The following is an 18,860-nucleotide window of genomic DNA, read 5'->3' as shown; positions in this document are numbered from 1 at the left end:
AGCACTGCCCTTCCATCAAACCCGCTGCCGGTGCCAACCGGCTCCACTCTGCAGCGTACAGTCACTTAATATCTAATCTACATAGGCCCGGATGGGCCGCTCGCAAGGCGAAAACTACACGATCCCAACGGATGACAAGGGGAAAAGCGGGCAAACACAGAAAAAGCCCGATCCACCCCGGTTTTTACTGAGAAATAGCCTACTTGCGGCACAGATACCAGTACCCCGTTAAGCCAAAAAGCGGGAAGCGTCGCCAACGCGATCAGGGGAACCCCCTGCAAAGGCGTTATACACCCCTCCAATGCCTTAAGAAAGGCGGTCCCTTCACGCCCCAAAGGCGCAAGAGACAGATGCTCCGGAACATCTCCCTCATGTCCAATCAGAAAGCGACCGTCCCATCGTTGGGCACTTGGCCACAAAGCCACAGGAATCCGATCTGGCAGACCCCGCGTTTCCCGTGCAACAAGCAATCCGGATTCCTGAGGAACAAGAATGCATCCCCCCAACGTTGCCCTCGCAGACAGTTTATCCATCAGTCTTGACAAACGCTCCTGACGTGGCGGGTATTCCAAACCGCCAACACACATCAGAACGCGCCGCAAGGCATGCATTGCTTCATCTGGCGAGACAGCCCGCAGCGCCTGATAATCACAGATTGCAAAACCAGACGCATCAATCCGGACGGCAGCAGCCAATACTTCATCAACACGTCGCTCAAAACAGAAACGCTCGGCAGCACGCGTTCCCGGGTGGCCCTGCTCATCACCCGACAAAAGACGCTGACGAATCTTGATGCGCTCATAGCGCAGATTCTTGTTGGATGGATCCTCAATCCAGGGCTGGCCGCTGTGCACCAGAAAGGCCCTGAGAGCATCAGGATCAACATCAAGCAAAGGGCGCAACAAGCATACATTCTCACGGATCACAAGGGGAGCCATTCCTGCCAGACCAAGAGGTCCACTGCCGGCATTCCGACGCAGAACCCGCGTCTCGTCCTGGTCACGCCGATGGTGACCAAGCAGCAAATGGACTATCCCCTGTTCCCGGCACCACTGGTCCAGAAGCGTGTAACGACATCGCCGTGCCCACTCCTGCCCTGCCCCGGGTGGAGGGGCGCTGTCAGGAACGAGGATATGGTGCTTGATACCATGGGCGCTCATCCAGTCTGCAACCTGACACGCTTCCGCTGCTGATTCAGAACGCAGGCGGTGATCAACCGTCAAAGCATAAAGACAACCGCCACGATCAACAGCCCATCGCCGGACCAACAAGGCAAGAGCAAGGCTGTCTGCACCGCCGGAAACAGCAACAGCGACAACCGGCGGGCACCCGAAAGGCCCAAGACCTTCCATCGCCTCACTGAAGGCCGCATAGAGCACGTCTGGATCAAAGGCAGACATACACAACCGACTGGGTCAGAATGAACATTTCAGACGTTCTTTCTCGCTCCCCAAACGACGCTTTATCGCATCCGGTGCCGCAGGATACTCGGCCTTAAGCTTGCCCAAAGCAGCACAGGCCTCCTTGTTCTGACCCAGCTTGCCCATGGTCAACCCAAGCTTCAGCAAGTTATCCGGCGCCTTCGTGCTCTTGGGATATTTCTTGTACCCATCCAGGAAAGAGACAGCCGCCTGCTTGTAATTGCCGCGCACATAGAACGTTTCACCAAGCCAGTACTGGGCATTCCCCGCCAGATCATGACCGGGATTTTCTTTGATGAAATCCTGGAAAGCCACCTGCGCTGCCGGGTAATCGTTTGTGCGCAATAAGTTGAAGGCACGTGTATATTTCTGGCCGGGATCCATAGGCTCGGAAGGAGCAGAGGCCCGAGCACCAGACGCAGGCTCAGAAGAAGAACCGGAAGCAGGAGACGCCCCACCGCCTCTTTTTTCCAGTTCCTGGAAACGAAATTCCGCATCTTTGACATAAGCATCAAAACGCTCGGACAGTTGCTGGTTCTCGTGCTGGACTTCTTCCAGACGCCCTGTCAATTCTTGGTTCAGACGCTCCAGTTCACCGACCTTGACCAGAAGTTCGGAAACAAGGCCGGCGCTATCGGCCTGGGCCACACGAATACCCGAGGAGGCAAAGCCATCACGGGCCACAGCCGGAGCAGACACCAGAAGACACACCATCGCGGCACAGCCAGCACATGAAAAACGCAACAGCACAGATAAAGAGAAAAGAGCAGCCCCGTCAGTCATACAACATTCCCGAATTTCTGTAGACCAGAACACCGTGTCCAAGACACACGATAACATCCTACACGCCTACAGAAAGCCAACAAAAAACGGCAACCTATATAGCCTGAAAAATAAAAAGCACCCGCAGCTACCGGCTGCACAAGCAGCCAACAGCTGACGGGTACTTTCTAACACACGTGTTGCCGTATCGACACCGCACGCCACACAAGCGCAGCGGAGTCTAATGCAGCTGATCAGTGCAGAACAGAAACACCGCGACGATTTTTGGTGTAGCAGGCTTCAGTTGCATCACCGCATTCCGGACGCTCCTTACCGTAGGAAGTCACTTTCAGGCGGCTGGCACTTACACCCTGGGCCATCAGGAACTTCTTGACAGAGTTCGCACGACGCTCACCCAGACCAAGGTTGTACTCACGCGTACCGCGCTCATCAGCATGCCCTTCAATCATCAGGGTCGTGCTGGAGTAGCGCTTCAGCCAGGCGGCCTGGTTACGCAGGGTAGCCTGTGCTTCCGGGGTCAGGGTGTACTTGTCAAAACCAAAGTGGACACGATCGCCCACAACGGTCATGAACTCTTCAACCGAACCGGGAGCAGGAGCGGCTTTGCCCATGGAACCGCTGGCCGACTCATCAGAGGCGGTACCGCATGCGGACAAAAGGGCTACGGCGGCGAGAACGGGCAACAGGCGGAACTTCATTGTTTTTCCCCTCAGCTCACGTAATGGGGTTAAGGAAGCTCCGGGACGCAAGACCACGAGGATATTGCGCACAGAGCAGGCAGGCCCGAAAACGGACCCCAAGACGGCCTTATACTGGTTTTTCTCAACTCCGTACAGTCCGTTTGATGCAATGCCATGTCACGATTACGGCAAAAGTGGTGACCACGCCGGATCTGACGCAGCCTGAGGTGTGATAACACGCCGCTCGTTGTAACCTGTGAGATCAATCGAATAAAGTTGGGGATTTCCGCTCTTCTCGCTTCTGTAATACATCAGGACACGACCATTTGGCGCCCATGTCGGGCTTTCCATCAGGAAACCTGATGACAGCATGCGTTCACCACTTCCATCCGGCTTCATGACACCAATGTAAAATTCACCGCCCTTCATCTTTGTAAAAGCAACCAGATCTCCCCGCGGGGACCAGACCGGAGTGGCATAACGTCCCTCGCCAAAGCTGATGCGGCGAACACCACTTCCATCGGAGTCCATCACGTAAAGCTGCTGGGTACCACCACGATCCGAGTTAAAAACAATACGGTGACCATCAGGCGAATAAGAGGGCGACGTATCAATCGCAGACGCATTCGTCAGTTGAATACGGCGCCGGGTTCGTAAATCCATTTCGAAGATATCGGTATTACCATCTTTCGCCATAGACAGGACAACCTTGTTTCCATCAGGTGAAAAACGCGGTGCGAATGTCATGCCTGGAAAATCACCCAGAAGCTCCTGCCTGCCAGAGTCGATGTTGTACAAATAGACCCTGGGGCTGTCGCCATAAAAACTCATATAGGTAATTTCCTGCGCAGTCGGCGAAAAGCGCGGAGTCAGCACCATAGAGGAGCCATCAGTCAGATACTGGTGATTGGCACCGTCCTGATCCATGATCGCCAGGCGTTTGACCCTGCGTGTTACCGGCCCGCTTTCTGCAACATAGACAATACGGGTATCAAAATAACCGTCTTCACCGGTCAAACGCTTGTAAATCTCGTCAGAAATCATATGTGCAACACGGCGCCAGTTATCCGGGGCCGCTGTAAACGATTTACCCAGAACCTGCTGCCCGGTGAAGATATCCCAGAGACGGAAGGCAATCCGAACCGTGCCTGGTCCGTGTGACTCTACAGCTCCCTGCACCAGAACCTGGGCATTGATCGTGCGCCAGTCGGCAAAGTGCGGTGGTTCGTCCAGACCTGAAAACTGCTGAATGAATGCGGACCGATCCAACGGCAGGAAAAGCCCCGAACGCTCCAGGTCGGCTGAAACCACCGACGCAACATCTGTACCAACCGAACGGTTTGAGTCCGAGGCCACAAAATCAGGAACGGCAACAGGCGTTGGCTCAACCCGGCCACGGGTAATGTCAATGCGCACCTCTGCCTGTGCCGAATTACCGATGCCAAGGCCAAGCGCGATCACAAAGACAAGAACACCACACTTCAAAGCGCCCGCAGTGACAGAACGACCACACTTTATCATCGCTTCTTGGTTCCTTCCGGAAAGATCACACCCGCTGCTCCGGTTACATCCGGGACTGAGGGCTGAAGACAAGCTCCATGGACTTGAACGTCTCATACTTCTGCAAAGGATAGCGGATTGGCTGCGACCGGTACACAGCCCGACGCGCTGATTCCGCAACAGCCCGATACGATGAATCGCTGCCATAACGCTGTGTATCAAGAACATCGACACTGGTCACCATGCCTTCCGGTGTAATGCGAACCTTAAGAGGGATCACCATACTTTCCACCCCCCTGGCACCGGTATCAACAGCCCAGTTCCGTTCAATCTGCGCCCTTATGGCATCCAGCTCCGTCATCGTGGCCCGATCGGCAAGAGGGGCATTCAGAACTCTTGGCTGATTGGAAGGTTGCTGTGGGGTTGACTTCTTTTCCGGTGTGGCAGGCTCTGACTTCTCGCGAAATTTCTCAACATTCTTCATCAGATCCTTGAACGGATCATCATCCTTGGGCTTGGCCTTCTGTGTGTCCTGTTTTTTTGGTTCGGGTTTCTTTGGCTCCGGCTTCTTGGGTTCCGGTTTTTTGGGCTCTACTTTTTCAGGATCAGGCTTCGGGGGCTCAACCGGTTTTGGCTCTGCTTTCTTCGGCTCTGGCTCCGGTGCCTGTTTTGGCTGAGGGACAGCAGCATCGGCACGCATCTGCGGCTTGGGCTGATCATCTTGCTTTGGTTCCGGCTTCGGCTCTTCCTTTGGCTCCTCGACCTTCTTGACAGGGGGAGGAGCGGCCGTACGCTCGGCAATCTCGACGAGATCCACAATCATGGCCGTCTCAATTGGCTCCGGCTCATCGAACAGGGAAGGAAAGCCAAACACAGCCAGCAACAGCACCACAGCATGCAGCGTGACAGAAACAACCAACCCGTTGCACATACCGCGACGTTTCATGTGCACACTGCGCCATCCAAACTAACGTTTAACCGCAGAGGCAGCGGGCGTCTGCGTAACCAGGGCAGCCTTGGAAAAACCAGCAGCATGCAGACTGCCCAGAATATGCATCACAACGCCATACTGAAGTTGCCCATCGGCACGAACATAGATCCGTACATCCGGATTAACACCGGCAATAGCCCGAACCCTAGCCGGCAACAGCTCCAAGGAAATCGGTGTCTGGTTCAGATACACCTGACCATCTGCTGCGACAGAAACGGTCAGGGCCTTGTTGTCCGGTTCGGAAATCTGGGGAGCCTTGGCCCGGGGCAGATCAACGCTGACACCGGTTGTCAACAACGGCGCCGTCACCATAAAGATAACAAGCAGGACCAGCATCACATCAATCATTGGCGTCATGTTGATTTCAGCAACAGGACGGCGGCGGCGACGAAACCCGCCTCCACGAGCACCTGAAGATTGCACCGTCATGCCCATAAGATCGTACTCCTGCTATCAGCCGCGCTCATCAAGCTGACGGGATAAAATCGCCCCGAATTCACCGGAAAAATTGTCCAGCCGCTGGGCAAAACGATCAAGATCCGACGAAATCTTGTTATAGGCAACCAAGGCCGGAATAGCCGCTACCAGCCCGATCGCTGTAGCGAAAAGAGCCTCCGCAATACCAGGTGCAACGGTTGCCAGGCTGGTATCCTTGCTGACACCGATGGAATGGAATGAGTGCATGATACCCCACACCGTTCCAAACAAGCCAACAAAGGGCGCCACCGACCCGGTCGAAGCCAGGAAACCAATCCGCTTCTCCAGCCCTTCCATCTCACGGGCAACGGTTATGTGCATCACACGCTCCACCCTTTGGGCAAAGTGAGCACGAATGCCTGTATCCCCGGTTCCCGGGCGCCCCGATGAACGACGCCACTCCCTCATCGCCGCAACGAAAACAGCGGACATGGGGTCGGCAGGACGGTTGCTAAGGCGCTCGTATAGCTCTTCCAGCGATCCACCTGACCAGAACTTTTCCTCGAATTTGTCCACCTTGGCGTTGAGATAACGCAGCTTCAGGGCTTTGTCGAAAATGATGGCCCAGCTCCAGATCGAAGCCAGGACAAGCCCCAGCATGACCGTCTTGACGACAAGGTCAGCTTGCCAGAACAGGCCAAGAGGAGAGAGATCGGCAGCGGCCACAGCGGCTTGAGGCAGGACAGTGGGGTCCATGATCGTTCCGAACCAAGTAAAGTGTCTAAGGAAAGGCAGACACAGACGAATCCATGCCGCCAACAAAGGCTCCATGCACACGTGCAGGCAAACGAACCGGGCGACCCGATCCGTTCAAACACGCAAGGCGCACAGAAAGGGTGACGAGAAGCGCATCATCCGTCAATCCGGACGGATCCGGTACGCGGCGGATAGCCTGCTCCATATCAACGCGTGCGCCGGATATACGGCGTATCCGGGTTTCTACATGCAACAGGTCATCCAACCGGGCCGAGCGCATGAACTCAACCGAGCACGACCGAACAACAAACATGATATCCTGCTGCTGCCGCAATTTTTCCTGTTCGATACCCAGCGTACGGATCATCTCCGTGCGGGCGCGCTCGGCAAATTTCAAATAATTTGCGTAATAGACAACACCACCGACATCTGTGTCTTCATAATAGACACGCACCGGCAGAACATGGGAAGCAGACTCACTCATCCCTCGCCACCTCCGGGGAATGAACTGGCCAGAAGATCCAGCTGCTGATAGTCCCGCACAGGGGCAGGCAGGCCCAAGTGGGCATACCCGGCTTCCGAAAGAATACGACCCCGTGGCGTACGCTGGATCAGGCCTTGCTGCAGAAGAAATGGCTCAATTACCTCTTCCAGGGTATCCCGTTCTTCCGACATCGCTGCAGCAAGGGTTTCCACCCCGACAGGACCGCCCCCATAATTACGGGCAACACAGGTCAGATAGCGCAGGTCCATGGCATCAAGCCCCTTCTTGTCAACCTCCAGACGGGCCAAAGCAGCATCGGCAACAAAGGCATCAACAGGCGTCCGCCCCGACACCATGGCAAAATCCCGGACGCGACGCAGCAGGCGTCCGGCCACACGCGGGGTGCCACGTGAACGGCATGCAACCTCCATCGCACCATCCTCTGTCAGATCCAGCCCCAGAATGCCGGCACCACGGCGCACAATCGCCACCAGTTCCTCCGGTTCATAAAAGTTCAGGCGGACAGGTATCCCGAAACGATCCCTGAGAGGCGTCGTCAGAAGACCGGAACGGGTCGTTGCCCCGACAAGGGTAAACGGCTGAAGATCAATCCGCACACTGCGCGCTGAAGGCCCCTCGCCAATAATCAGGTCAAGCTGAAAATCCTCCATAGCAGAATACAGAACTTCTTCTATGGCCGGATTGAGGCGGTGAATTTCATCGATAAAAAGAACATCATTCTTTTCAAGATTGGTCAGCAAGGCTGCAAGATCACCGGCACGGGCAATCATCGGACCAGACGTGGCCCGGAAACCAACCCCCAGTTCGCGGGATACAATCTGGGCCAGCGTTGTCTTACCCAGCCCTGGCGGGCCATGCAGCAACACATGATCCAAGGCATCGCCGCGCGCGCGGGCTGCTTTGACAAAGACCGAGAGATTTTCGCACGCCAAGCGCTGACCGATAAACTCACCCAAGGTCTGGGGACGGATGTGAAGCTCTCCATCCCCCTCCTGCAAGGCCCCGGAAATCAGGCGCGGATCCTCCGCATTGCCTTTCATGCCTGAAGCCCCCTGCCCAGATAACGCAGCGAGGCCGACAACAGACCCTGTACGGTCGCGTTCTCACCCAGATCACGGGCGCTGACAGCAACGGCAGCAAACGCATCGGCACGGCCATAACCCAGATTGACCAGAGCCGATACCGCATCGCCAGACACGTCACAAGCGCCGGCAACAGGAGCCACAGACACAGGACCAATCCGGGACACGCCCTCCGCACCAGCCCCCCCAGCATGGACGGGAAAGGCCACAACCTTGTCCTTCAGTTCTGCAACAATACGGCCGGCCAGCTTGGGCCCCACCCCCGTGGCACGGGTTAACATCCCCCGATCTGCCGCCGCAATTGCCCTCGCGATATCATCAGGTGATCCAACGGACAGGATCGCCAGGGCAACCTTGGCTCCAACCCCCTGGACCGTTAGAAGAAGGCGAAAGAAGGCGCGCTCCGCTTCGGCTGAGAAGCCATACAGATGGATATGATCTTCCCGGACATGGGTTTCCACGATCAGGACCGCGGCTTCCCCCACTGAAACACGTGACAAAGTACGGGTGGAAGCAAAGACAAGATAGCCAACCCCACCCACATCAATAACAACCCAGTCATCACCTGTGCTGTCAACCACACCCCGCAGCTTTGCAATCATCAGCGTTTCCCTCCTGCCAGCGCCGCCAGTGCCATCGACGAGGACCGGAAGTGAGCATGACACACAGCAACAGCCAGCGCATCAGCCGCATCTGCTGTACTGATGGTACAACCGGGCAACAGCGTCCGCACCATCATCTGCACCTGTTCCTTTCCGGCAGCGCCTGTCCCCACAACAGCCTTCTTGACCTGGGACGGCTGGTACTCCGCCACGGGAATACCCCGACGCGCCGGAACCAGAAGGGACACCCCGCGCGCTTGCCCCAGTTTCAGAGTTGAATGAGGATTCCGGTTAACAAAGGTCTCTTCCACAGCAGCCTCATCCGGGGTCCACTGATCGACAACGTCCGACAGCCCTTCAAACAGGCAAGCCAAGCGCTCGGCAAGTGACCGGGAGGCATCGGTATGAACTGTACCATCAGCAAGTACACGCATGCGGTTTCCAGCAACTTCGATCACACCCCAACCGGTGTGACGCAGCCCGGGATCAAGGCCCAATATCCGGATTGTCATCACACCACCCCCGGGCACCACATGGTATCAATCAAGACATGCCATAACCGCATCGGGAATCTCTTCGTTGGAGAAGACCCGCTGCACATCATCATTATCTTCCAGAATATCCAGAAACTTCAGCAAGCTGCGTGCACCGTCTTCATCCAACGAGACCGTATTGAGGGCTTTCCAATCCAGTCGGGCGGCTTCCGGCTCTCCCAGAACCTGCTCAAGGGCAGCGCGAACCGCCCCCAAACTATCAGGGGCACAAAAGATCTCATGCTCCTCTTCAGACGAAACCACATCATCGGCACCCGCCTCAACGGCAGCTTCCAACACATCATCCGGCGACCCCACGGACGATACATAGACAATGTAGCCAACACGCTCAAAGTTGAACTGTACCGGGGTCAATGTCCCGCCATGCTTGGAGAAAACAGCCCGCACATCAGAAGCGGTACGGTTCCGGTTATCTGTCAATGCCTCAACGATAACAGCAACATTGCCCGGCCCCATACCTTCATAGCGTACCTCTTCATAATCCTCCCCGTCCGCACCGGACTGGGCCTTTTTCAGAGCACGTTCTATGTTGTCCTTGGGCAGGGAGTTCTTGCGGGCATCCATAATCGCAGCGCGAAGGCGCGGGTTGCCTTCCGGCTCCGGCCCACCGGTTCTGGCGGCCACATAAATTTCCTTGGCCAGCTTGGTAAACAGCTTGGCGCGCTTGGCGTCCTGCGCACCCTTGCGATGCATGATGTTCTTGAATTTGGAATGACCGGCCATGGTATCTTGATATCCTGGAACTGAAACAGAAACTCGGGGTCTGTACGGCGACCCCGCCAAAACCCCGGCTCTGCCCGGACAGCTGTCATGCTGCCTCTTGGCACGAACGGCGCACTATGGCAGGACTACCCCCTGAAAGACAAGGGCCAGAACACAGTTCTGAGGCAGATTTCAGGGTGTCTCGTTGTCAAAAACAGGCATGGCCGACTGCAGTCGGCCACCGATCCGAATTGGATGCACAGACATAGCCAAGCCCGTACGGTCATCTGTCTGAACAACAACGCCACACACGGTTGCGTCCCCTGTCGCGGGGGAGAGCTTGTCTGTCGGCATCTTGCGCACAAAGCGGGATACGGCTACGTCTTTTTTCATACCGATGACAGAGTCATAATCCCCACACATGCCCAGGTCCGTAATGTAGGCTGTACCAGATGGGAAAATCTGGACGTCGGCGGTCGGGATATGAGAATGCGTCCCCGCAACCAGGGAAGCACGTCCGTCACAGAAATGCCCAAGGGCCATCTTTTCACTGGTTGCCTCGGCGTGAATGTCCACAATCACGGCATCAACACCGCCACCCAGACGGAACCGCTCCAGCTCTGCATTGACAGCCGCAAAAGGGTCATCCAGCGGATCCATAAACAGGCGCCCCATGCACTGGACAACCAGAACCCTTCGCCCCGCCGCCGTTGTATAAAGCATGGCCCCACGCCCCGGGGTCCCGACAGGATAATTGATCGGGCGCAGGATCCTGGGTTCCCGATCAATATAGGCGATCATCTCCCGCTGGTCCCAGGCATGGTTGCCCAAGGTCAGGGCATCAACACCACTGGCAAAAAAGTCCTGTGCAATACTCGCTGTCAGACCAAAGCCGTGAGCGGCATTCTCAGCACACACAGCGACAAAATCCAGCCCGAGGCTCCTGCGTAAGTCCGGAATGACCTGACAAGCCTTTTCGCGCCCGGCCCGCCCGACAACATCCCCCAGATACATCAACCGCATACGCTGGAACCTCTCTCGTTTCTTCTGTTCATGATTGTCTGGTTGTCCCGGACGTGGTGAGCTGGCAAAAGCCTGCCTCTGTTACCCAACCATCCAGGGGAATGTCGTGTGGCTCAGTTGGCAGAACGTCAACCCTTTGACACTCCCACGCCACAGCAAAAGCAGGCACCCGGGAACCGGGGGCAGGCAGCGCAGGCAGCGTCCGGTCATAGAACCCACCACCATACCCAAGACGCGTACCGGATCCTGTAAACCCGACAGCCGGAACCAGAACCAGGTCCGGAACAACAAACGGGCAGGATGACGGGGGATGACGGGTTCCCCAGATGCCTTCTTCCAGAGGATCACCAAGTTGCCATCGCCGGAACACAAGAGGCTGGTCACGACCACACACAACCGGCAGCGCCAAGGCCCGACCCGCAGCAGCAACACCGGCAATGGGGTCTGGCTCGCCCCTCATGGGGACATAGGCCGCAACAATACGGTCGGCAGGGTACTCAAGGAGAAGGCGCGCAACAAAACCCGTCAGGGCCGATCCAGCAGCCAAGGCTGCTCCGGACGCCACAAAATCATCACGCCGCTGTAACAGAGTGCGACGCAACAGGCTCTTGTCCTCGGAACAATGGCTCACGCACCCATAATCCACGCTGGAGGCCAGAAAGGCACGATCAGAAACATCGTACATATAAAGATGGACCCGCACAGACGCACGGGCCCGAATAAAACGCAATCAAGAGGCGAAGCCACCTTGGGCCGTTGGCAAAGCGCAACCTCCACTAAGGCCGCGAGCACAAAGTGGGACCCATGATACTGCAGCCACAGCCACAGCAGGGACAGGTCCCTTTCTAAGATTATAGCCCCCGGGAGTAGTGCAACCTGACGAACCGGGCAGCTTCGCACATCCTCAGTCTAGGAGGCCAGAAGCGTTTGCGCAACTGTTTCCACACGTTTTGCCATGTGCTCGATCGCACTGACAAAATTCTCCTCGCTCAAACGCAGGGTAGACTGCTCATCGCGCCTTTGCTCAAGGTGAAGACGGGCTGACTCCAAGGCCTGACGCGCTTCCTCAAGCTGTGCACGCAAGGCGTCTCTCTCTTGCTGCATCGCGCAAAAGCTGGCCTCCAAGGCTTTATGCGCCGACAAAGCGGCGTCACGGTCAGCCTCCAGACGATCACGGACATCCGCAACGCGCCGGATTTCCTGATCCGCCTCCAGCGCGATATGCTCGGACATCTCCTGCGCCTTGTCACGGGCTTCAACAGCCTCCTCAAGACTTCGGACAAGAGCATCCCGCGCCTTGGTGGCTTCGCGGGCTTCATCAGCCAACAGCAGGGATACCAGAACCATAACCAGCTCGTCGGAAACCGCACCGGCCTCATTGGCCAGTGCCCGGGCACGACGATCAATATCACGGCCAAGCAAATCGACCTCTGCCTCCTGCCCGTCTTCGCACCCAACGGTGTAATGACGGCTGTTGATCGTCAGCGTAACCTTGGCCATGGGCCTATACCTCCAGTACAGCGCGCAAGCGGCTGATCGCGGCGTCTATGCGCCCGGATGCCTGCTGGCTGGTCAACTGTAACGCCGCATAATCGGCACGCACAGCCTCCAGGTCGGCACTCAGGCGCGCAACCTCACTGCTGTCGCACGCTCCGGCAGCCTTCAGGCCGGCCTGCTCAAGGGCGGCCACCGCATCATCAAGACGGCCGAGGGCCTGTTCAATCCGGCTCGACATAGACATCCTCATTGGGTTTCAATACACTGCACAGCCGCTGTGCATACGGCGGCACAGAATAGGCACCACCCGGGCACCGGTCAACATTCTTGCCTGCTACCGTGTCCAGCTTGTCCGGAGATACCCCGCTGTCACCCCCCGTCCCCTTGCGCATGATCGTCCACGGGCGCGACCACATCCGCACGGTCCTGCATGCGTATCGCAGCGCTGGAAATACAAGCCCCCTGGAATTCTGGAGTCCACCCGATGCCGTCCGGTGGCAAGGCCCCCGGTGGCTCTGGCTTCTCTGCCTGACCGAAACAACCGGGACCCCCCCGGATCGGTGGACATTGGTGCTGGACTGTGGTGATGCAGCCGGGATGGCACTTACAGCCCTGCGCGACGGAATCCCTGTCATAGCCGTCCACAGCCTGCACGCAAAAGCAACCGGAACCCTTGAAGCCGTAGCTAGGCAATTGGGGCAGCGATTGACACTGGATTATCCAGAACGCCTGGATCTGGGACTGTGTACAGATGTAGATTATGCATGCAAAGCATTGCTCCGGGGAGATCGTGACGCTATCAAGGGGGCACTTTGCACCGGCCCGCGCCGGCCCCTCAACCTCCTGCAGGAACCCTAATGGTCGCCTTTTCACACGAATGCCGCCTTTACCTTGTCACGCCACCAAACCTGCACGATGTGCCGCGCTTTGCCGAGCAACTCAAATCAGCCCTGGGCGCCGGCGATGTTGCGGCGCTGCAACTGCGCATGAAAACAGCGGATGATGCGACCGTTTTACGAGCGATCGAGCAGCTCATGCCTGTTGCACAGCAGCACGATGTTGCCTTTATCCTCAACGACCGACCGGATCTGGCTAACCAGGGCGGGTGTGACGGTGTCCACGTCGGACAGGATGACAGCAAATGCACAGAGGCACGCCGGATTATGGGTTCTGACCGGATCGTCGGCGTCACCTGCCACGACAGTCGTCACCTGGCCATGCTGGCGGCTGAAGATGGAGCTGATTATATCGCCTTCGGAGCTTTCTATCCGACGCAGACCAAAGAACCACCAGCCATGGCTGACGTCTCCTTACTGCGCTGGTGGCAAGAAACCATGACCCCGCCCTGCGTGGCCATTGGGGGCATAACACCGGACAATGCCCGTCCACTGGTTGAAGCCGGCGCTGATTTTCTGGCCGTATGCAGTGGCGTATGGGACTGGCCGGAGGGACCTGCGGACGCGATCAGGAAGCTGAACCAAGCTATGATCCCCTGAAAGGGTAGATCAGTCAACCTCGGCCCATAGCACATCGGTGATGCGGCTGGCCCCGGCCACCGCCATCACCAGACGGTCTACCCCCAGGGCAATACCCGCACATTCCGGCAAACAGGACACCGCATCCATAAAGGCTTCATCAATCGGGTAGCGCACGCCATACAATCGCTGTTTCAGCTCCATATCATGCTCGAAACGGCGGCGCTGCTCCGCAGCATCGGTTAATTCGCCGAATGCATTGGCCAGCTCTACCCCGTTCAGATAAACCTCGAAACGCTCACACACCCTGGGATCCGCGACTGAACGCCGCGACAATGCCGCCATCGATGCCGGCCAATCATACAGGATGACGGGGCCATCACAGCCCAGAGAAGGCTCTATACGGTCCAGAAAGATGTGAAAGAACACATCATCCCAGCGATCACCAGCCCCGGTATACACCCCAATGCGGGATGCTTCTGCGCGCAAACAATCCGGTGGCGGAGCGGGGTCTGACGGATCTGATACTGTCGACAGCAGATCGATACCGGCATAACGGAAGAAAGCGTCCTGGACCGTCAGCCGGGAAACCGGTTGACTGATGCCGACGGCCGTAAAAAGCTCCCCGACATCAACCATCAAATCCGTGTAGCTGGCCTGCGCCCGGTACCATTCTAGCATTGTAAATTCTGGATGATGAGTATCAGACCGCTCACCATTACGGAAAACACGGGCAATCTGGAACAGACGCGGAAGGCCCCCTGCCAGAAGCTTTTTCATGGCAAATTCGGGGCTTGTATGCAGATAGAATGTCCGCTTCCCACCATCCGGATCCTCAAGAACCGTACGAAAGGCCTTCAAATGCGGTTCCAGACCCGGCGAACACTGCAGGGCCGGCGTTTCCACCTCCAGAAAGTCCCGGGCCGCAAAAAAGGTGCGGATATTGGCCATAACATTCTGGCGGGCCCGCAGAAAAGGAAGCCGGCGCGCCAACGAATCGGCATCCCACCAGCATGGAGGCGATGATCTGTTCTTATCCTGCGTCATAAGCGCACCTGATATAGCAATTGAAGAAACAATGCCAGCTCTGTTGCCAGCGGCGCCACGATCTGATAGGAAGCCCGCTGCGATCTGTGACCAATTCTCCTTGAAACAGCTTTCAGAAGTTTACACATGAAGATTAACGCCAACCTGATTCGCCCCGGCATGGTCATCGAACACGAAGGCCGCAGCTGGAGCGTCCTGAAGACCCAGATTGTGCAGCCAGGAAAGGGCGGCGCCTTCATCACCGTGGAAATCCGGGATGTTGATACCGGAAACAAGTCCAACGCACGCTGGCGCACGGCTGATACCGTGGAAAAGCTGGATGTCCGTCAGATTGACTGTACATACCTGTTCCAGGATGAATCCGGCTATAACTTCATGGACAAGGAAACATTCGACCAGTTTCCGCTTCAATCCGACTTGGTCGGTGAAAAGGGCGGTTTTCTGCAGGATGGCATGGATGTGGTTATTGACCTGATCGAGGGCAAGCCCGTATCCGTTAAGCTTCCCAACTCGGTCGTCCTGGCCGTTGTGGAGTGTGAGCCCGTCGTCAAGGGACAGACAGCCTCTTCATCCTACAAGCCGGGCATGCTGGAAAATGGAATGCGGATCATGATCCCACCGCATATCGAGGCGGGCACCAAGGTGGTTGTCAACACCGAGGAATGCTCCTACGTAGAACGCTACAAGGGATAAGTTCCAGAAAACCCCGGGCCGGTTACGGTACGCAGCGTTCCGGGGCAGCAAGGCTTTGTGGCGGGTTTTTGTTGCTGTGCAGCATGCCCGCCTGACTTTTTTGAGGGAACCTTTCAGGCAATGGCTCTTCGCTCTCCTGTACTCAATGTCATGGTTATGGCGGCTGAAAAAGCCGGACGAAAGCTGGTGCGCGACTTTGGCGAACTTGAGCAGCTTCAGGTCTCGATCAAGGGCGTGGGCGACTTCGTATCAGCCGCAGATCTCAAGGCCGAGAAGATTTTGCGTGCAGAACTGTCCAAGGCCCGGCCCGGCTTCGGCTTTCTGTTGGAAGAAGGCGGCGTTGTCGAAGGTAGTGACACCGAACACCGCTGGATCATCGACCCACTGGATGGAACAACCAACTTCCTGCACGGTATCCCGCATTTTGCCGTTTCCATTGCCCTGGAGCGTGCGGGGGAAATTGTGGCAGGCGTAACCTACAACCCCATCACCAATGAACTCTTCACCGCCGAAAAAGGTAGTGGCGCGTTTTTCAACGACAGACGCCTGCGCGTCTCCGGTCGCCGGAAAGCGGATGAAGCGGTCATTGGAACCGGAATTCCCCACAAGGGTCGCGGGGAACACCCCGTTTTTGTGCGGCAACTACAGCGGATCATGAATACGGTGGCCGGGGTGCGGCGCATGGGATCCGCATCCCTGGATCTCGCATGGGTTGCGGCCGGACGCTTTGATGGATTCTGGGAATCGCACCTATCTCCCTGGGATGTCGCCGCAGGCGTTCTGATGATACGGGAAGCCGGCGGGTACGTCAGCTCGCTGGACACCACGGCCGACCCGGTTGCATCGGGTAACCTTCTGGCATCAAACGAACCTCTGCACCATGGTCTCCTCGCTCTGCTGAGGGAACCTGGCTCCAACGGATCAGACAAATCGTAATTCCGCCACGTTCACGAAACCTGCCTAGGTTGCAACCTGATTGCGGCACACGGAACAGGTGATATAGTCTCTGGGAAAGAAGCGACAAGCTGCCTGACAATCCTGCTGTCAGCTTGCCGTTTCTTCTTTGGCAACAGCCGGGAGACTGCCTCGTGAAGCGTGCAATCACCTTCTCACCCCTGCCCTTGCTCAGACTATCCCTGGCCGCAAGCCTGCCCGTGCTGCTGTCGTTATCAGCTCATGCAGGGGCCACGGAGGCATCTTCCCGACCCGCTGTTTTTGTAGATCTCAAGGCTCTTGATGCCCTTGGCCCACCGCATACCATTTACGATACATCATCACTTGCTACAGAGCCGGCAAGAAAATTACGCCGCAGCCTGCCGAGCAGGCTTCACGTCCCTCCTCCTGTTCATGATAACAAACTGCCCAAGCAGCCAGAACAGCCCTTGGCAGAAAGAAAAGCGGGAGCAGAGACAGTCCCGGCAACAAAAAAGAGTCACCACACGGCAACACCATCCCTGCCCGCATCATTACAGGCGGTCACACCCCCGGCTCGCACAGAAAAACGGGATGTATCACCTGTATCTCTTAAAGCCAGCAAAGAACCGTCTGTGAAGGTTACAGAACCGGGAACGGATCCACTTGCCTTTGCGCCTGCAGCCTTGTCCCTTGCCTTTGAACCCGATGAGATTACCCTGCCCGAGGCAGCAAAGGCACATCTGGATACGTTGGCTCGTGACATGCGGAAAAAAAAGAAAACCAGTGCACGGCTGATGGCCTATGCCAGAAAAGACCCGCACAACCCATCGCGCGCACGCCGGGCATCGCTGGCAAGAGCCTTGGCCATACGCTCGTATCTGCTGGAAAAAGGCATTCCGTCAAACCGGATTGGCGTCCGTGCCCTTGGCGGGCAAGCACCGGACGGAAGAGAAGACAGGGTTGATATACTTCTGGCCGGATCATAGGTATCATGCATACAAGTGTTGGACTGTTGCTGAATATGAGGCTCCCTGGCATGCGCATGACCCGTCCCCGCCGTTTCTTGGTCCGCATGAGTGTCTTTCTTGCTGTTGTAGCCGGCGTTGGGGCTGTTCTGACCCCTGCCGTGCTCCCGTTCTTTATGGCCAGCCCTGTTCTGAACGGCCTGATTATCGGGGTTATTTTCGCGGGTATTATCATGAACCTGCGTGAAGTCACAACGCTGGGACCAGAACTGGAGTGGATCGAACGGTTCCGGCGCGATGAAACTGCCGTATCCAGTGAAGCTGTATCACGGGGACCGCGTCTGCTTTCCCCCATGGCAACCATGCTCCACGAACATAAGGGACGCGGCCGCTTCACCCTTTCGGCACCGGCAATGCGGTCTCTGCTTGATGGCATAGCATCGCGCATGGATGAAGCCCGCGACCTGTCCCGCTACTTTATCGGGTTATGCATCTTCCTTGGACTTCTAGGCACATTCTGGGGCCTGCTGCAAACGGTCGGCGCAATCTCTGATGTAATCGGATCGCTGGAAATCGCAAGCCAGAGCGATACAAGTATTGTGTTTTCGGCCTTGAAATCAGGCTTGGAACAACCCCTGCAAGGCATGGGAACCGCATTCTCATCATCCCTGTTCGGACTGGCCGGCTCACTGATTCTGGGGTTTATGGACCTGCAGGCCGGGCAAGCCCAGAATGCTTTTTATAATGATCTGGAAGAATGGCTGTCGCAGATAACCCGCCTGACCTCCGGCGTTATTGGAAGCGAAGGCGAGCAATCGGTTCCAGCTTATATCCAGGCCCTGCTTGAACAGACCGCCGAGAGTATAGACGAGCTACAAAGAACGATTGCCCGGGGCGAGGAAGGCCGGACATCCGCCCTGACTTTCCAGCGGGAACTGGTCGAGCGCCTTCTGACGCTGACAGACCAGATGCGGGCTGAACAACAGGTCCTGCTGAAAATGGCTGAAAGCCAAGTGGATATGAAGGGACTGATACGGTCCCTGGCAGAAACCATGGAAAAAACGCCCGGAAACCAAGATGACCATGGGCGCACCTACCTGCGCAATATTGATATAACGCTGGGCCGTATCGCCGATGAAGGCGCGCGAGGACGGGAAGAGGCTGTGCGGGAAATAAGGAATGAGATCAAATTGTTGGCAAGGACAATTGCCAATCTTACCGATGAAGCCCGCCCATAGCCCCCTTGACTGGA

23 protein-coding genes and 1 other RNA gene are annotated in these 18,860 nt (G+C 56.8%); 6 read left to right on the top strand and 18 right to left on the bottom strand.

What is annotated here, in order from left to right:
* Positions 1-77 precede the first annotated feature (77 nt).
* The 17 genes from tilS to HEQ60_RS00550 all read right to left on the bottom strand — a co-directional run bounded on the left by tilS (position 78) and on the right by HEQ60_RS00550 (position 12,751).
* Positions 78-1,400: a tRNA lysidine(34) synthetase TilS gene (gene tilS / locus HEQ60_RS00630; RefSeq protein WP_168068501.1), complete on the bottom strand. Its 1,323-nt coding sequence runs from the start codon at positions 1,398-1,400 to the stop codon at positions 78-80.
* 15 nt (positions 1,401-1,415) lie between these two features.
* On the bottom strand, positions 1,416-2,204 hold the full coding sequence (gene ybgF / locus HEQ60_RS00625; protein ID WP_245183674.1) for a tol-pal system protein YbgF: 789 nt from the start codon (positions 2,202-2,204) through the stop codon (positions 1,416-1,418).
* Positions 2,205-2,437: 233 nt separating this feature from the next.
* Positions 2,438-2,902: a peptidoglycan-associated lipoprotein Pal gene (gene pal, locus HEQ60_RS00620; protein ID WP_168068499.1), complete on the bottom strand. Its 465-nt coding sequence runs from the start codon at positions 2,900-2,902 to the stop codon at positions 2,438-2,440.
* Positions 2,903-3,067: 165 nt separating this feature from the next.
* Positions 3,068-4,405 carry a Tol-Pal system beta propeller repeat protein TolB gene (gene tolB, locus HEQ60_RS00615; protein ID WP_168068497.1) on the bottom strand — a complete coding sequence of 446 codons (1,338 nt, stop codon included), beginning with the start codon at positions 4,403-4,405 and terminating at the stop codon, positions 3,068-3,070.
* 43 nt (positions 4,406-4,448) lie between these two features.
* Positions 4,449-5,330 (bottom strand): TonB C-terminal domain-containing protein, encoded by an 882-nt coding sequence (locus tag HEQ60_RS00610; RefSeq protein ID WP_168068495.1) that lies wholly within the window; start codon positions 5,328-5,330, stop codon positions 4,449-4,451.
* A 21-nt stretch (positions 5,331-5,351) separates the two neighbouring features.
* Positions 5,352-5,804, bottom strand: a complete 453-nt coding sequence (locus HEQ60_RS00605) for an ExbD/TolR family protein (RefSeq protein WP_245183706.1) — start codon at positions 5,802-5,804, stop codon at positions 5,352-5,354.
* Positions 5,805-5,828: 24 nt separating this feature from the next.
* Complete coding sequence (tolQ, locus tag HEQ60_RS00600; protein ID WP_168068493.1) at positions 5,829-6,548, bottom strand: protein TolQ; 720 nt, start codon at positions 6,546-6,548, stop codon at positions 5,829-5,831.
* Positions 6,549-6,573: 25 nt separating this feature from the next.
* On the bottom strand, positions 6,574-7,032 hold the full coding sequence (gene ybgC, locus HEQ60_RS00595; protein WP_168068491.1) for a tol-pal system-associated acyl-CoA thioesterase: 459 nt from the start codon (positions 7,030-7,032) through the stop codon (positions 6,574-6,576).
* Complete coding sequence (gene ruvB / locus HEQ60_RS00590; RefSeq protein WP_168068489.1) at positions 7,029-8,093, bottom strand: Holliday junction branch migration DNA helicase RuvB; 1,065 nt, start codon at positions 8,091-8,093, stop codon at positions 7,029-7,031. The genes ybgC and ruvB overlap by 4 nt, the downstream gene beginning before the upstream one ends.
* Positions 8,090-8,737 carry a Holliday junction branch migration protein RuvA gene (gene ruvA / locus HEQ60_RS00585; protein ID WP_168068487.1) on the bottom strand — a complete coding sequence of 216 codons (648 nt, stop codon included), beginning with the start codon at positions 8,735-8,737 and terminating at the stop codon, positions 8,090-8,092. The genes ruvB and ruvA overlap by 4 nt, the downstream gene beginning before the upstream one ends.
* The gene (gene ruvC, locus HEQ60_RS00580) at positions 8,737-9,243 is read right to left on the bottom strand and encodes a crossover junction endodeoxyribonuclease RuvC (protein ID WP_168069067.1); all 507 of its coding nucleotides are present in this window, start codon (positions 9,241-9,243) and stop codon (positions 8,737-8,739) included. Before ruvC ends, ruvA begins: the two co-directional genes overlap by 1 nt.
* A gap of 33 nt (positions 9,244-9,276) precedes the next feature.
* A complete protein-coding gene (locus HEQ60_RS00575; protein ID WP_168068485.1) occupies positions 9,277-10,014 on the bottom strand; it encodes a YebC/PmpR family DNA-binding transcriptional regulator in 738 nt (245 codons plus the stop codon).
* 171 nt (positions 10,015-10,185) lie between these two features.
* Entirely contained in the window at positions 10,186-11,016 is an 831-nt protein-coding gene (locus tag HEQ60_RS00570) for a YmdB family metallophosphoesterase (RefSeq protein WP_168068483.1), read from the bottom strand.
* A gap of 28 nt (positions 11,017-11,044) precedes the next feature.
* Positions 11,045-11,701 (bottom strand): 5-formyltetrahydrofolate cyclo-ligase, encoded by a 657-nt coding sequence (locus HEQ60_RS00565; RefSeq protein ID WP_168068481.1) that lies wholly within the window; start codon positions 11,699-11,701, stop codon positions 11,045-11,047.
* Positions 11,702-11,752: 51 nt separating this feature from the next.
* Positions 11,753-11,914, bottom strand: a non-coding RNA gene (gene ssrS, locus HEQ60_RS00560) — 6S RNA.
* An 11-nt stretch (positions 11,915-11,925) separates the two neighbouring features.
* Complete coding sequence (zapA, locus tag HEQ60_RS00555; RefSeq protein ID WP_168068479.1) at positions 11,926-12,516, bottom strand: cell division protein ZapA; 591 nt, start codon at positions 12,514-12,516, stop codon at positions 11,926-11,928.
* Positions 12,517-12,520: 4 nt separating this feature from the next.
* Complete coding sequence (locus HEQ60_RS00550; RefSeq protein ID WP_066135249.1) at positions 12,521-12,751, bottom strand: hypothetical protein; 231 nt, start codon at positions 12,749-12,751, stop codon at positions 12,521-12,523.
* A gap of 89 nt (positions 12,752-12,840) precedes the next feature.
* Between HEQ60_RS00550 and HEQ60_RS00545 the strand changes: the two genes are divergently transcribed.
* A complete protein-coding gene (locus HEQ60_RS00545) occupies positions 12,841-13,371 on the top strand; it encodes a hypothetical protein (RefSeq protein WP_168068477.1) in 531 nt (176 codons plus the stop codon).
* Positions 13,371-14,009: a thiamine phosphate synthase gene (gene thiE, locus HEQ60_RS00540; RefSeq protein WP_168068475.1), complete on the top strand. Its 639-nt coding sequence runs from the start codon at positions 13,371-13,373 to the stop codon at positions 14,007-14,009. Before HEQ60_RS00545 ends, thiE begins: the two co-directional genes overlap by 1 nt.
* Positions 14,010-14,018: 9 nt before the next feature.
* Here the strand turns inward: thiE and epmA are convergent, their stop codons facing one another.
* Positions 14,019-15,035, bottom strand: a complete 1,017-nt coding sequence (gene epmA, locus HEQ60_RS00535) for an EF-P lysine aminoacylase EpmA (protein WP_168068473.1) — start codon at positions 15,033-15,035, stop codon at positions 14,019-14,021.
* 126 nt (positions 15,036-15,161) lie between these two features.
* Between epmA and efp the strand changes: the two genes are divergently transcribed.
* The 4 genes from efp to HEQ60_RS00515 all read left to right on the top strand — a co-directional run bounded on the left by efp (position 15,162) and on the right by HEQ60_RS00515 (position 18,846).
* Complete coding sequence (efp, locus tag HEQ60_RS00530; protein WP_066135243.1) at positions 15,162-15,728, top strand: elongation factor P; 567 nt, start codon at positions 15,162-15,164, stop codon at positions 15,726-15,728.
* Between the two features lie 120 nt (positions 15,729-15,848).
* On the top strand, positions 15,849-16,664 hold the full coding sequence (locus HEQ60_RS00525) for an inositol monophosphatase family protein (protein WP_168068471.1): 816 nt from the start codon (positions 15,849-15,851) through the stop codon (positions 16,662-16,664).
* Between the two features lie 152 nt (positions 16,665-16,816).
* A complete protein-coding gene (locus tag HEQ60_RS10830) occupies positions 16,817-17,629 on the top strand; it encodes an OmpA family protein (RefSeq protein ID WP_168068469.1) in 813 nt (270 codons plus the stop codon).
* Positions 17,630-17,634: 5 nt separating this feature from the next.
* Complete coding sequence (locus HEQ60_RS00515; RefSeq protein WP_245183673.1) at positions 17,635-18,846, top strand: flagellar motor protein MotA; 1,212 nt, start codon at positions 17,635-17,637, stop codon at positions 18,844-18,846.
* The last annotated feature ends 14 nt before the right edge of the window (positions 18,847-18,860 follow it).

Source organism: Haematospirillum sp. H1815, assembly GCF_012102705.1.
GTDB lineage: Bacteria > Pseudomonadota > Alphaproteobacteria > Rhodospirillales > Rhodospirillaceae > Haematospirillum.
This window is presented reverse-complemented; position numbering and strand designations above follow the sequence as displayed.

Excerpts from the sequence above, each read along its gene's own strand:
- pal (WP_168068499.1), bottom strand. The coding sequence starts at position 2,902 with ATGAAGTTCCGCCTGTTGCCCGTTCTCGCCGCCGTAGCCCTTTTGTCC.
- HEQ60_RS00610 (WP_168068495.1), bottom strand. The coding sequence starts at position 5,330 with ATGAAACGTCGCGGTATGTGCAACGGGTTGGTTGTTTCTGTCACGCTG.
- efp (WP_066135243.1), top strand. The coding sequence starts at position 15,162 with ATGAAGATTAACGCCAACCTGATTCGCCCCGGCATGGTCATCGAACAC.
- ruvA (WP_168068487.1), bottom strand. The coding sequence starts at position 8,737 with ATGATTGCAAAGCTGCGGGGTGTGGTTGACAGCACAGGTGATGACTGG.
- tolB (WP_168068497.1), bottom strand. The coding sequence starts at position 4,405 with ATGATAAAGTGTGGTCGTTCTGTCACTGCGGGCGCTTTGAAGTGTGGT.
- thiE (WP_168068475.1), top strand. The coding sequence starts at position 13,371 with ATGGTCGCCTTTTCACACGAATGCCGCCTTTACCTTGTCACGCCACCA.
- HEQ60_RS00515 (WP_245183673.1), top strand. The coding sequence starts at position 17,635 with ATGCATACAAGTGTTGGACTGTTGCTGAATATGAGGCTCCCTGGCATG.
- epmA (WP_168068473.1), bottom strand. The coding sequence starts at position 15,035 with ATGACGCAGGATAAGAACAGATCATCGCCTCCATGCTGGTGGGATGCC.
- HEQ60_RS00605 (WP_245183706.1), bottom strand. The coding sequence starts at position 5,804 with ATGACGGTGCAATCTTCAGGTGCTCGTGGAGGCGGGTTTCGTCGCCGC.
- HEQ60_RS00550 (WP_066135249.1), bottom strand. The coding sequence starts at position 12,751 with ATGTCGAGCCGGATTGAACAGGCCCTCGGCCGTCTTGATGATGCGGTG.
- ybgF (WP_245183674.1), bottom strand. The coding sequence starts at position 2,204 with ATGACTGACGGGGCTGCTCTTTTCTCTTTATCTGTGCTGTTGCGTTTT.
- tilS (WP_168068501.1), bottom strand. The coding sequence starts at position 1,400 with ATGTCTGCCTTTGATCCAGACGTGCTCTATGCGGCCTTCAGTGAGGCG.
- HEQ60_RS00525 (WP_168068471.1), top strand. The coding sequence starts at position 15,849 with ATGGCTCTTCGCTCTCCTGTACTCAATGTCATGGTTATGGCGGCTGAA.
- ybgC (WP_168068491.1), bottom strand. The coding sequence starts at position 7,032 with ATGAGTGAGTCTGCTTCCCATGTTCTGCCGGTGCGTGTCTATTATGAA.
- ruvB (WP_168068489.1), bottom strand. The coding sequence starts at position 8,093 with ATGAAAGGCAATGCGGAGGATCCGCGCCTGATTTCCGGGGCCTTGCAG.
- zapA (WP_168068479.1), bottom strand. The coding sequence starts at position 12,516 with ATGGCCAAGGTTACGCTGACGATCAACAGCCGTCATTACACCGTTGGG.
- HEQ60_RS00575 (WP_168068485.1), bottom strand. The coding sequence starts at position 10,014 with ATGGCCGGTCATTCCAAATTCAAGAACATCATGCATCGCAAGGGTGCG.
- tolQ (WP_168068493.1), bottom strand. The coding sequence starts at position 6,548 with ATGGACCCCACTGTCCTGCCTCAAGCCGCTGTGGCCGCTGCCGATCTC.
- HEQ60_RS00565 (WP_168068481.1), bottom strand. The coding sequence starts at position 11,701 with ATGTACGATGTTTCTGATCGTGCCTTTCTGGCCTCCAGCGTGGATTAT.
- HEQ60_RS00570 (WP_168068483.1), bottom strand. The coding sequence starts at position 11,016 with ATGCGGTTGATGTATCTGGGGGATGTTGTCGGGCGGGCCGGGCGCGAA.